Source organism: Pseudoduganella sp. GW821-FHT11H04 (genome assembly GCF_058807935.1).
Window position 1 is genome coordinate 87,403 of the sequence record NZ_JBXARE010000003.1, and the last position, 11,867, is coordinate 99,269.

An 11,867-nucleotide genomic window follows, 5' to 3' on the forward strand; every position below is an offset into this window, starting at 1 on the left:
CAGGAGCTATTTGGGGCAGGTGACGATTAGTGTTTTGCCCGCGTTTTCGATGGCATTCAGGCCCGCCTTGTCGCGGTTGCCGCGCTTGAGGAGGCAGTAGCTGCCAAGGGGCGTGGTGACGCGGGCCAGGCTGTCGCCATTGGGCAACACTGTTTCGGCTATCGAGAAAGCGCCGGAACCTTTGTAGGCCATGGCCAGATCCTGCGCGAATTTCGACTCGCGCACCAGCACGCGGTCGTTGTCATTTTTGCTTTCCTTGCGCAGTTGGCGGTCGATGCCGATGGCCGCATGGCGCGAACGTTCGAGCACGCTTTCCACTACGGGCGCAGGTTGCGCGAAGGGGTTGGGCGCGGACGGGGCGGGCGCTTGGGCGGCAGGAGGCTGTGCGCTGCTCGCGAGTGACTCGGCGGGTGCGGTCGGCGTCGGGCGCGGCGTGACGCTGTGGCGAGGCGTTGGCGTCACGGTGCGCGCTCTTTTCGCTTCCTCCTTCGGCTGCCTGGCCGGTAACGCGGACAAGAACACCAGCTCTCCTTCCCGCTGCTCGATCAGCGGCCGCGTGCGCATCCCGGTGAAGCGCCAGCAGGCCAGCATGGCAAGGTGCAGCCCGGCCACCAGCACCAGCAAGCCGTGGCGGCGGCGAAGCGCGATCAGGGGCACGTCTTCACCTGGTATTTGTTCCCGTCGCGGAAGGGATCCTGCCCGGCGGCGCCGACCAGGTTCACGTATTCGCACCATTCCTGGCCGCCCGCGCGGTAGCGCTTCATGGTGCGGCCATCGCCCACGGTGGAGACCTGCTCCAGCACCACCTCGCCGTTGTAGGCGCGCGCCAGCTGCTTTGCCAGCGGACTTTGCTCCTGCACGATGGTGGCGAATTTGTTCAGGCTCTCCTTGCGCAACTGGCGGTCGACGCCGGCGGCGGCGCGCAGCGTAACGTCGCGCAGACTTTCCGGCGCCGGGGCGGATTTCGCAAAAGGGTCGTCCTGGGCGGACGGCAGCGTAATGGACTGTGGCGTATCCGTCGATGCGGCTGCCGGTGCCGTCGGCTGCAGGGCGGCGGGCATGGGTGGCGCGGGCCGCATGGTTGGCACGTGGCGCTCAATGGTGCGGAGCTGCGGCGGAGCTGGTGACGACGTTGCATGCAGCAGGATCAATTCGCCCTCCGGCGGCGCGCTGCTGATCTCAGGACGCATTTGCCCATGGCGCCAGGCCAGCAGGGCCGCCAGGTGCAGCAAAGCGATGGCAGCAAGCCATGCTTTTCGTCGCGGGCGGAATGAATTGGCCATCATCGGGTCGTGGATAAGGAAATCACTTGGGGCATCGAACGTATCGCGCTGTCGATCCGCTCCGGAATGGATCGTGCCCGCCCACGCCGATATGGTCGACTTCTTCGCAAACCATTTTGCCGCGCAACATAAAGCGTTTGTGGATGACGCCGTTGGCGCCCATATAGCTTTCCGGCTCGGATAGCTTGGGGGCGGGGCCGCCGGAGATAGCAAGTCCAAGCGCCGAGTCTTCATTCACGATCGTCGCGAATTTGTTCAGGCTCTCCTTGCGTAACTGGCGGTCAATGCCGGCGGCGGACTTGCGGGCCTTGTCGCGCATCGTTTCTGCCGGCGCAGTGGGCTTGGCAAATGGGTCAGCGAAAACGTCGGCGTTTGCCGGCAAAGTGATCGTCTGCAGGGATTCTTCGCTGGCGACTGGCGGCGGCGCGGAACGTTGGGCAGGCTTTTGCCGCGTATGCTGCGCGGGCTCCGGCAATGCGGCCGGTAGAGCCAGGCTCAGGAGCATCAGCTCGCCATCCGCGCGGTTTGCCGCGTCGATGCTGTGCCGGGCGATAGGGCGCCAGGCCATCAGGACGGCGACGTGTCCCAACGCGATAACGATCAACCAGGCGCGGCGCGCCGGGCGGAAGTCTGCTTGCATTCGGTAGTCCAGTTTGCAGCCGGACTCATCACGCCAGCTCGCGCGGGAAAGGTATCACATATTAGCAAAAAGATCACCCTGCGCCGGCTGGGCTCTGGCGGCCTCTTCCAGCGTGCACAGGGCGGACATGCGTACGCCGAGCAGGCGCAAGCGGTCATCCAGCGGCACGCGGCGCAGGCATTCGCCGGCGGCGCGGCGGATGGCGGCGGCATCGGCCGTCGGTGAAGGCAGCGTGACGTCGCGCGTCACCGTGCGGAAGTCGGCGTAGCGCAGCTTGATGCCCACGGTGCGGCCGGCGTAGCGCTTGCGCGCCAGGTCGTCCGCGACCTTCTGGCACAGGCGGGTGAAGATGTCGGACAGCTCGGCGCGGTCGCGCTTTGCGTGCAGGTCGCGCGAGAAGGTAGTCTCGCGGCTCACGCCCTTCGGCTCATGATAGGTGGAGATGGCGCGCTCGTCGCGGCCATGCGAAATGCGCTGCAGCCATTCGGCGAAATTGAGGCCGAAATGCTCTTGCAGCAAGGCCGGATCGGCGGCCGCCAGTTGGCCCACGGTGTCGATGCCGAGCGCCACCAGCTTCTTCTCAGCTTTCGGGCCGATGCCGTTCACTTTGCGCACCGCCAACGGCCAGATACGGGCCGGTACGTCATCGTAGCCGACCACGGTCAGGCCGTTCGGCTTGTCCAGGTCGGAACAGATCTTGGCCAGCAGCTTGTTGGGCGCGACACCGATCGAGCATGAGAGCCCGGTGGCGGCGCGTACCGCGTCCTTGATGCGCTGGGCCAGCTCGTGCGTTTCGCCTTCGACGTCGGTCAGGTCGATATAGATTTCATCGATGCCGCGGTCTTCGATCTGCGGCGCTATGGTGGCCACGGCGGCTTTGAAAAGGCGCGAATATTTGCGGTAGGAGTCGAAGTCCACCGGCAACAGGATGGCATCCGGCGCCAGCGCTGCCGCCTTCATGGTGCCCATGGCGGAAAACACGCCCAGCGCGCGCGCCTCATAGGTGGAGGTGGTGATCACGCCGCGCCCCGCATAGTCGCGCAGGCGGGAGAACTCGCGGGTGCCGTCCGGCAGCTCCCGCGGCTGGTGCCGCCCGCCGCCGCCGATTACCACCGGCAGGCCGCGCAATTCCGGATAGCGCAGCAGCTCCACGGATGCGTAAAAGGCATCCATGTCGAGGTGGGCGATGCGGCGGGGCCAGTCCATATCTACAAATAGTCGAGTTCGCTTGTGATACTGTAATTATATACAGTCTTTTGACCCATGGGCTTGCTGTGGCGACAACGCCACGCGATTTCCGATCGCTGCGCCGCATTGCCATGCCTGTGCCATCATCAAGTCCAAACCAAACTTTCTGACGAGGCCTGGCATGAGCTTCTCGAACATGAACATCGGTATGCGGCTGGCGCTGGGTTTTGCACTGGCGATTGCGATCCAGCTGGCTATGTCCCTCACAGGCATCAGCCGCTTGAGCCACAACGCCGGCTTGACCACCCGGCTGGTGGAGGACCGCTACCTGAAAGTCCAACTGACCAACGAAATGCGCAGCTATTCCAACCGCTCGGCCCAGGCCTTGCGCAATGCCATGCTGGCGCCGGACAAGATCAGCAGCGATGGTTTCCTGGCCAGCATGGCCGAGGCGGACTCCGCGGGTGCGGCGGCGGCCAACAAGCTGCAAGCGATCCTGGAATCGGAAGAATCCAAGAAAGCATTCGCGGAGGAGACCCAGGCCTTCGAGGCCTTCCGCGCCAAGCGCGACGACGTGCTCAAGCTGTTCAAGGAGGGAGACCAGGACAGTGCGGTGCAAACCATGTTCAAGCAAGCCATTCCGCTGCAGAACGCATACTTCGGCAAGCTCGATGCCATCCTGGCCCTGCAAAACAAGCTGATGAAACACGATGGCGAAGAGGCGGCCAAATCGGCGTCCGAAGCAACCATGTTGATGATCGGCTTGCTGGTGCTGGCCACCGTGGTGTCCATCGTGGCGGGATACATGATTACGCGTTCGGTCACCGGCCCGCTGCTGCAAGCGGTGGAGGTAGCGGAAACCGTGGCGCATGGCGACCTGACTGCCGACATTGACGTGCGCCGCAAGGATGAAACGGGGCGGCTGCTGGTTGCGCTGAAAGACATGGTGGCGGCCTTGAAGACCACCGTGGGTTCGGTACGCACTTCCACCGACACGATCAACACCGCAGCGGCGGAAATCGCGGCGGGCAACCTCGACCTCTCGCGCCGCACGGAGCAGCAGGCGGCCAGCCTGGAGGAAACGGCTTCGTCGATGGAGGAGCTGACTTCCACCGTCAAGCAGAATGCGGACAATGCGCGCCAGGCTAACCAGCTGGTGGTTTCAGCTGCCGGCCATGCCAGCGAGGGCGGGCAGGTGGTGAACGAAGTGGTCGATACCATGGGCGCGATCAAGGCCAGCTCGGCGCGCATGGCGGACATCATCAGCGTGATCGATGGCATTGCGTTCCAGACCAATATCCTGGCGCTGAACGCGGCGGTCGAGGCAGCGCGGGCGGGCGAACAGGGACGCGGGTTTGCGGTGGTCGCGTCCGAGGTGCGCAACCTGGCGCAGCGCAGCGCTGGTGCGGCCAAGGAGATCAAGGAGCTGATCGATGATTCGCTCGCCAAGGTGGATGCGGGCGGCGCACTGGTGGACCGGGCTGGCGCCACCATGCAGCAGATCGTGTCGTCCGTGCAGCAGGTGGCGGACATCATGAATGAGATCACGTCCGCCAGCCAGGAGCAGTCGTCCGGCATCGAGCAAGTGAATACGGCTATCGTGGAAATGGATAACGCTACGCAGCAGAATGCGGCGCTGGTCGAACAAGCGGCGGCTGCGGCGCGCAGCATGCAGGAACAGTCGGAGCGGCTGGTGGAGGCGGTGTCCGTGTTCAGGATGGAGGAGGCGGCGGCCGTGGTTCGGCGTGCGCCTGCGGCCAATGTGCCAGTGCAAGCGCCGGCGCGGGCTAGCGTCCCAGCCCTGCGCGCGGCGCGCGGCAGCGCGGCACAGCGTAAGGCGCCAAATGCCGCGGCCAGCGTCGACGAAGCGGACGCGGATAGCGAGTCCACAGCCGACGTCAGCGATGCGGCGGAAGCTACAGCGATGGCGGGCGGCGCAAGACGGGCAGCCAGCCGCCCGCGAGCTACGTCGGTGAAGACGCCGGCCGGTTCGGAAACGCGAAATGCCTCCACCAAGCGCTCTGCGCCGGCCAAGGCCACACCGCCAGGCGACGATTGGGAAGAGTTTTAAGCGGCTGGACTATTGTCAAAAAATACACTCCGTGCGACGATTGCCTCCCCCAACGGTAATCAAACAGGAATCCGCGTGACTATTCAACGAGGACTTACCCTACTCTCCCTGCTTGCCGCCTGCGCCACCGCGCAGGCAGACTGCCCGACCACATTGCCGCTGAAAGGCGCAATCAATCTCGATAACTGCTATCCGATGCGCGCGGACTGCGTGCCTGGCGCGGATGCCCTGTACGAGTACAGCCACGCCGCTCCGGATGTCGGCGACGAGGTGTTGAGAATCAGCCTGCACGGGAGCCCCTGGCACTTTTACGGCGCCGATTCCCGCATCATGACCGTCGACGATCTTGCAGGAATGGTCAAGCAACAAGGCAGCAAAATTCGTGAGGTGATCCTGATGTCTTCCTGGAGCGGCGCCGCGCCCGACAAGCATCGCAAGTCGTTGGCGCAGCAGCTTTCGAAGGCCCTGGGCGATATGAAGGTCAGCGGTGCTGATGGGTTCCTTTGGTACACCCAGGAAGGCAAAACCGACATCACACAGCAAGCGTTCACCGTCTTCGTTTCAGGTCCTTACGCTGTCAAGAAAGGCGAAAAGGTCATGGCATCGCTGGTTGAAGGCTGGCCTGCGCAGTTTGAAGACGCGTTCGCAAAGCAAGGCGACGCCGCGGGATTGCTGCGCGCCGCTGTCGGCCACGAGGTTTTCAGCCTTTGTCCTTCGCGCGCCTGGAAGGCCTTTGATGCCGCCGCCGCACTTGGCAACCCGATTGCAGCCTATAACGCTGCGATCCTGAGGCTTGAACGCGGCAATAACGGCGACCGGGAGTCGGCATTGAAATTGCTCAAAAAGGCAGCAGCGGCGGGCGACCAGCCGGCAGCCGCCCTGCTTAGTCAAACGGCATTGCGCGGCAAGGCGAAGCCGTGAGAGGATTGCTGTCCCGGATAGTCAGAATGTAGAACAGGAGTTCCTTTGAAATCGATTTTGTTTGCGGCCAGCCTGGCCGTCACTACCGCTACCGCCGTAACGGCGGGCGCAGCGCCATCGGCGAGGGCATCGGCCAAGGCAGCTTCCGCTCCGGCCCCCGCTGCCGTGCAGGTACAGACGCGCGATGTGCCGGTCAACGACTTCATGCAGGGCCGCCTGCCGTTCGTGATCGCGATGAACGTGCCGGTGCCGGCGGAATTCCAGCAGTCCAAGGTCAAGAAGATCGGTTACTCCTACTGGATGCGCCCTGATGATGCGGCGACGGCAAGCGCCACCGCCCTGCCTTCCCGCAACGGCTATATGTACGGCTCGACCGCCACCAACGTCACCTACGACGCGGTCCACCATGTTTTCTACGGCATCAATGACCCGGGTTCGCTGAACAAGCTGCGCGGCGCGGCGACCAATATCCAGGTGCAGGAGTTCAAGGAGGCCAAGAACCCGGCCGTCATGATTTCCATGATCAGCGGCACCACGGGACAGCCGGCCTACTTCATGTACATGGCGACGGGCAAAAAGAACGAGACCTTCTTCCTGTCCTACCGCGCACCGGACGGCCGCAAGGACATCGGTGACGCGGTGTGGGCCAAGATGGCCGCCGCCATCAAATAATCAGGATCGCGCGGAAGTCGTTGACGTTGGTGCGGGTGGGGCCGGTGACCACCAGGTCGCCCAGCGCGGCGAAGAAGCTGTAGCCGTCGTTGTTGTCGAGCAGGGCGCGGGCGTCCAGGCCCTGTGCGATGGCGCGCTGCAGCGTATCCGGGCCTAACACGGCGCCGGCATTGTCCTCGGTGCCGTCAATGCCGTCGGTGTCGCAGGCAATGGCGTGCACGCCTGGCGTGCCCTGAAGTGCGACGGCCAGCGCCAGCAGGTATTCAGCATTGCGCCCTCCGCGTCCCGTGCCTTGCACGGTGACGCTGGTTTCTCCCCCGGACAAGATCACGCATGGCGGCCGCAAAGGGCTGCCGTGGCCGATCACGCCTTGCACCAGCGCGGCGTGCGATACCGCCACGTTGCGCGCCTCGCCTTCAATACGGTCGCTCAGGACCAGTGGACGCAAGCCTTCGGCACGGGCGACATCGGCGGCGGCTTGCAGGGCGTGCCGGGCAGTGGCAATGACGGCCACGCTATGATGCGCCAGCTGCGGATCGCCCGGCTTGGGCGTTTCCTGCGCCGGGTCTTCCAGCACCTCGCGCACTTCGGGCGGGATGTCGATGCCATATTGCTGCAGGATGCGCATTGCGTCGGCGGCGGTGGATGCATCGGGCAAGGTCGGGCCGCTCGCCACCACGGCTGGATCATCGCCCGGCACGTCCGACAGCACCAGCGTCACCACGCGCGCTTCGCCGCAGGCCAGCGCCAGCCGGCCGCCCTTGATTGCCGACAGGTGCTTGCGCACGGTATTGATGTCGCCAATCGGCGCGCCGCTGCGCAACAGCGCCTTGTTGATGTCCTGCTTCTGCTGCAAGGTGATGCCGGCCGCCGGCAACGACATCAGCGCCGAGCCGCCGCCGGACATCAGGCAAAGCACCATATCATCCGGGCCCAGGCCGCGCACGGCCGCCAGCATGCGCCGCGCGGCGGCCTGGCTGGCGTCGTCCGGCACGGGGTGGCCGGCCTCGATCACTTCCACATGCCGGGTCGGAGCACCGTGCCCGTAACGCGTGACCACCACGCCGCTGAGCGGGCCATGCCAGCGCCGCTCCACACCCTGCGCCATGCGCGCCGAAGCCTTGCCAGCACCGATGATGACGGTACGGCCTTTCGGGGGCGGCGGCAAATGGGCCGCGATGGTATCCAGCGGATCTGCCGCATGCAGCGCGGCGTTGAATAATTCCGACAGCAGTTCGCGTCCGGTTTTCAAAGCATTTCCCCTTTGCGGCCAATGCACAGCACGACCAGGATACCGCTTATCGCCAGGCTGGCCGCCAGCAGCAGCATGCCGTTGGCGGTGCTGTGCGTGGCGTCCTTGATGGCGCCCACCATGTAGGGACTGGCAAAGCCGGCCAGGTTACCCACCGAATTGATCAGGGCGATGCCTGCGGCCGCTGCCGAGCCGCCCAGCATGGCTGTCGGTACGCTCCAGAATACCGGGAAGGTGCTGAGGATGCCCGCAGTCGCCACGCTTAACGCGGCCAGCGCCAGCACCGGGTTGTTGGCGTAATGGGTAGATGCGAGCAAGCCTGCTGCGCCGATAAAGGCCGACAACGCAAGGTGCCAGCGCCGTTCGCCCGTGCGGTCGGAGTGGCGGGCGGAGACGATCATCGCCACCGCCGCAATGCTGTAAGGGATGGCCGTGAGCAGGCCGACATTGAGCACGTCCTGCACACCGGTGTTGCGGATCAACTGCGGCAGCCAGAAGCCCACGCCGTACAGGCCCATCACCATCAGGAAGTAGACCAGCGCCAGCATCCACACCCGGCTGCTGCCGAAGACGTGGCGCAGGCCCCATGGCGCACGCGGCTCGCCATCGCGTGCCAGTTCTTCCTTCAGCAGCACCTTTTCTTCATCGCTTAACCAGGTGGCGTCGTCGATGCCGTCATCGAGCAGCGCCAGCGTGAGCACGCCCAGCGCCACCGCCGGCAAGCCTTCCAGCAGGAACAGCCATTGCCAGCCCGCGAGCCCGCCATGTCCGGCGAAGCGAGACATGATCCAGCCGGAGAGCGGCCCGCCCACCACGCCGGCCACCGCGACGCCGCTCATGAAGATGGCGACAATGCGGGCGCGCTTCTGCGCCGGGTACCAGTAGGTCAGGTAGAGGATTACGCCAGGGAAGAAGCCCGCTTCCGCTACGCCAAGCAGGAAGCGCATCACATAGAAACTGAATGGGCTGCTGACGAACAGCATGGCGGCCGACAGCAAGCCCCAGCTGGCCATGATGCGCGCAATCCAGCGCCTTGCGCCGACGCGCAGCATCAGCAGGTTGGACGGCACTTCGAACAGGAAGTAGCCAAGGAAGAAGATGCCGGCGCCCAGGCCGTACACGGTATCGGACAGCTGCAAGTCCGCCTGCATCTGCAGCTTGGCGAAGCCGATGTTGACGCGGTCCAGGTACGCCACCACGTAGCACAGGAAGAGGAACGGCAGCAGGCGCTTGCCGACCCGCGCATACAGCTTTTCGATAGTGTTCATTCTTATTGAATTTCTAACTATGACACCCTAGAATCATTGCACATTTTTTCCCAATGGAGACGAAGAAGTGAGCAAACGCCTCATCACCCTGTTGCTGCCCCTGCTGGCAGCACCCGCCATCGCTGCAGACCTGCCGCAGCCGCCCGTCGCAGACAAGACGCAGTGGATGGAAACCCGCCACGGCGAACAGGTCACCGACGACTATCGCTGGCTGCAGGAAAAGACCAATCCGGCAGTCATCAACTACCTGAATGCGGAAAACAGCTACACCGCCGCCATGACCGCGGGCCTGAAGCCATTCTCCGATGCGCTGTATAAGGAATTCAAGGACCGCACCATGCCAGCCGACCTTTCGGTGCCGGCGCGCCGCGGCAATTATTACTATTACACCCGTGTGGAAGCGGGCAAACAATACCCGCTGAACTGCCGCCGCCTGGCAGCCAGGGACGGCAGCTATGACGCCGCTGCTGCGGAAGAAATCATGCTGGACCAGAATGCGATGGCCGAAGGCCTCAAATTCTTCCACGTAGGGATGATGGCCGCCAGCCCTGACGCCAAGCTGCTAGCCTACACCACCGATAACAACGGCTTCCGCCAGTACGAGCTGCACGTGAAGGACCTCGTCACCGGCAAGGTGCTGACGATCAGCATGCCGCGCGTGACCAGCGTGACTTGGGCCGCCGACAACAAGACCCTGTTCGTGGTGCAGGAAGACGCCACCACCAAGCGCGCCGACCGCCTGTTCCGCGTGGCGCTGGACGGCCAACCCGAGCAGGTCTACCACGAAGCGGTCGAGCAGTTCTCGCTGGAGGTGATGGGCAGCCTAGATCGCAAGCACATCTTCCTCATGTCCGGTGCGACCGACACCACCGAAGTGTTCATGCTGCCGGCCGACCAGCCGAAGGGCTCCTTCAAGTCCGTGCTGGGCCGCACCAAGGGCCACCGCTACTTTGTCAGCCACCGCGACGGCAAGCTGTACATCCGCACCAACAAGGATGCCAAGAACTTCCGCCTGGTGAGCGCGCCGCTCGCCAATCCAAAGAAGTGGACCGAGGTAGTCCCGCATGACACGAACACGCTGCTGCAAGGCGCGACCGTGTTTAAAGGCTTCCTGGCAGTGCAGGAAAAGTCGCAGGCACTGGGCCGCACCCGCATCTACGACTTCGCCAGCAAGAAATGGTTGACGGTGAAGTTCGACGACGAGGTGTATGTGTCCATGCCGTCCACGAACCTGGACTACGGCCTGGCCAAGTACCGCATCAGCTACCAGTCGCCGTTATCGCCGCCTTCGACTATCGACGTGGACATGAAGACCGGCGAACGCACCGTGCTGAAAAAGCAGGAAGTGGCGGGCGGCTTTGATTTCAGCCAGTACGAGACCAAGCGCTTGTGGGCGACTGCGCGCGATGGCGTCAAGGTGCCGCTGTGGGTGGCCTACAAGAAGGGCGTGAAACTGGATGGCTCGGCGCCGATGGTGCTGTATTCCTACGGTTCCTATGGCATTCCGCAGGAAGCGAATTTCTCGCTGACCCGACTGAGCATGCTGGAGCGCGGCGTGATCTACGCGGCGGCGCATATCCGCGGCGGCAACGATATGGGCGAGAAGTGGCATGACGACGGCATGCTGATGAAGAAGATCAACACCTTCAATGACTTCATCGACAGCGCCGAATTCCTGGTCAAGGAGAAGTGGACTTCGCGCGACCGCCTGGCGATCCAGGGCGGCAGCGCCGGCGGCCTGCTGATGGGGGCCGTGGTGAACATGCGTCCGGACCTGTTCAAGGCGGTGCATGCGGCGGTGCCTTTCGTGGACGTGATGAACACCATGATGGATGCCAGCCTGCCGCTGACCACGGGCGAGTACCTGGAGTGGGGTAATCCGAACGAGAAGGCGGCCTACGACTATATGCGCAGCTATTCCCCGTATGACAACATCTTGTTGAAAGACTATCCTGCCATGCTGGTGACCACGGGCCTGAACGATAGCCAGGTGATGTACTGGGAACCGGCCAAGTACGTGGCCAAGCTGCGCCGCAATAAGACGGACAGCAATCCGCTGCTGCTGAAGGTGAATATGGGGGCGGGCCATGGCGGCTCTTCCGGGCGCTATAACGCGCTGGAGGAGAAGGCCTTTGAAATGGCCTGGCTGCTGTCGCAAATCGGGGTGTCGCAATAATTTTTGAGGTTTTTTTGAAAAACGCTTGCGCGGCTTTCAAAATCCATCCTATAATGCGGCCTCTTCTGAACGTTGTGACAAACGTTCGACGGTGAAGACAGGGGCGCTTAGCTCAGTTGGTAGAGCGGATCCCTTACAAGGATTAGGTCGGGAGTTCGAGCCTCTCAGCGCCCACCAGTCACACTGATGAAGAATTGGAGCGGTAGTTCAGTTGGTTAGAATACCGGCCTGTCACGCCGGGGGTCGCGGGTTCGAGCCCCGTCCGCTCCGCCAATATTCAGAGAGAAGCCCCGAAGAAATTCGGGGCTTTTTTCATTTCTGCTCGATGAAACCCGGTAAACCAGTGTCAGGCACAAGTGCCTGACACTGTCTGTGCAGCGGCTGGTGGTTTGGGTT

General features: G+C 63.5%; 10 protein-coding genes and 2 tRNA genes. 6 read left to right on the plus strand and 6 right to left on the minus strand.

Annotated elements, in window-relative coordinates; genetic code table 11:
* Positions 1-6 precede the first annotated feature (6 nt).
* Genes AC1RTP_RS07365 through dinB form a run of 4 tightly spaced genes read right to left on the minus strand, consistent with a single transcriptional unit; the run spans position 7 to position 3,129 of the window.
* A complete protein-coding gene (locus tag AC1RTP_RS07365) occupies positions 7-657 on the minus strand; it encodes a hypothetical protein (protein ID WP_498605934.1) in 651 nt (216 codons plus the stop codon).
* The gene (locus AC1RTP_RS07370; protein ID WP_498605938.1) at positions 648-1,286 is read right to left on the minus strand and encodes a hypothetical protein; all 639 of its coding nucleotides are present in this window, start codon (positions 1,284-1,286) and stop codon (positions 648-650) included. Before AC1RTP_RS07370 ends, AC1RTP_RS07365 begins: the two co-directional genes overlap by 10 nt.
* Before the next feature lie 19 nt (positions 1,287-1,305).
* Positions 1,306-1,923: a hypothetical protein gene (locus AC1RTP_RS07375; protein WP_498605940.1), complete on the minus strand. Its 618-nt coding sequence runs from the start codon at positions 1,921-1,923 to the stop codon at positions 1,306-1,308.
* Positions 1,924-1,977: 54 nt separating this feature from the next.
* Positions 1,978-3,129, minus strand: a complete 1,152-nt coding sequence (gene dinB / locus AC1RTP_RS07380; protein ID WP_498605942.1) for a DNA polymerase IV — start codon at positions 3,127-3,129, stop codon at positions 1,978-1,980.
* Between the two features lie 163 nt (positions 3,130-3,292).
* Here dinB and AC1RTP_RS07385 point away from each other — a divergent pair, with 163 nt between their 5' ends.
* Genes AC1RTP_RS07385 through AC1RTP_RS07395 form a run of 3 tightly spaced genes read left to right on the plus strand, consistent with a single transcriptional unit; the run spans position 3,293 to position 6,775 of the window.
* Positions 3,293-5,182 carry a methyl-accepting chemotaxis protein gene (locus AC1RTP_RS07385; protein WP_498605943.1) on the plus strand — a complete coding sequence of 630 codons (1,890 nt, stop codon included), beginning with the start codon at positions 3,293-3,295 and terminating at the stop codon, positions 5,180-5,182.
* A gap of 12 nt (positions 5,183-5,194) precedes the next feature.
* Positions 5,195-6,103 (plus strand): DUF8616 domain-containing protein, encoded by a 909-nt coding sequence (locus AC1RTP_RS07390; protein WP_498605946.1) that lies wholly within the window; start codon positions 5,195-5,197, stop codon positions 6,101-6,103.
* A 45-nt stretch (positions 6,104-6,148) separates the two neighbouring features.
* Positions 6,149-6,775: a hypothetical protein gene (locus AC1RTP_RS07395; RefSeq protein WP_498605947.1), complete on the plus strand. Its 627-nt coding sequence runs from the start codon at positions 6,149-6,151 to the stop codon at positions 6,773-6,775.
* Here AC1RTP_RS07395 and AC1RTP_RS07400 read toward each other — a convergent pair.
* The gene (locus AC1RTP_RS07400; RefSeq protein WP_498605949.1) at positions 6,768-8,027 is read right to left on the minus strand and encodes a glycerate kinase type-2 family protein; all 1,260 of its coding nucleotides are present in this window, start codon (positions 8,025-8,027) and stop codon (positions 6,768-6,770) included. The genes AC1RTP_RS07395 and AC1RTP_RS07400 overlap by 8 nt on opposite strands.
* Positions 8,024-9,295: an MFS transporter gene (locus tag AC1RTP_RS07405; RefSeq protein ID WP_498605951.1), complete on the minus strand. Its 1,272-nt coding sequence runs from the start codon at positions 9,293-9,295 to the stop codon at positions 8,024-8,026. The genes AC1RTP_RS07400 and AC1RTP_RS07405 overlap by 4 nt, the downstream gene beginning before the upstream one ends.
* Before the next feature lie 67 nt (positions 9,296-9,362).
* On the opposite strand from AC1RTP_RS07405, the gene AC1RTP_RS07410 reads away from it, so the two are divergent.
* From AC1RTP_RS07410 to AC1RTP_RS07420, 3 genes are all read left to right on the plus strand, one after another.
* Positions 9,363-11,471: a S9 family peptidase gene (locus AC1RTP_RS07410; RefSeq protein WP_498605953.1), complete on the plus strand. Its 2,109-nt coding sequence runs from the start codon at positions 9,363-9,365 to the stop codon at positions 11,469-11,471.
* Between the two features lie 101 nt (positions 11,472-11,572).
* Positions 11,573-11,648: transfer RNA gene (locus AC1RTP_RS07415), tRNA-Val, on the plus strand.
* A gap of 19 nt (positions 11,649-11,667) precedes the next feature.
* Positions 11,668-11,744: transfer RNA gene (locus AC1RTP_RS07420), tRNA-Asp, on the plus strand.
* Positions 11,745-11,867: the final 123 nt, after the last annotated feature.

Coding starts and splice junctions, on each gene's coding strand:
- AC1RTP_RS07370 (WP_498605938.1), bottom strand. CDS start 1,286: ATGATGGCCAATTCATTCCGCCCGCGACGAAAAGCATGGCTTGCTGCC.
- AC1RTP_RS07375 (WP_498605940.1), bottom strand. CDS start 1,923: ATGCAAGCAGACTTCCGCCCGGCGCGCCGCGCCTGGTTGATCGTTATC.
- dinB (WP_498605942.1), bottom strand. CDS start 3,129: ATGGACTGGCCCCGCCGCATCGCCCACCTCGACATGGATGCCTTTTAC.
- AC1RTP_RS07385 (WP_498605943.1), top strand. CDS start 3,293: ATGAGCTTCTCGAACATGAACATCGGTATGCGGCTGGCGCTGGGTTTT.
- AC1RTP_RS07405 (WP_498605951.1), bottom strand. CDS start 9,295: ATGAACACTATCGAAAAGCTGTATGCGCGGGTCGGCAAGCGCCTGCTG.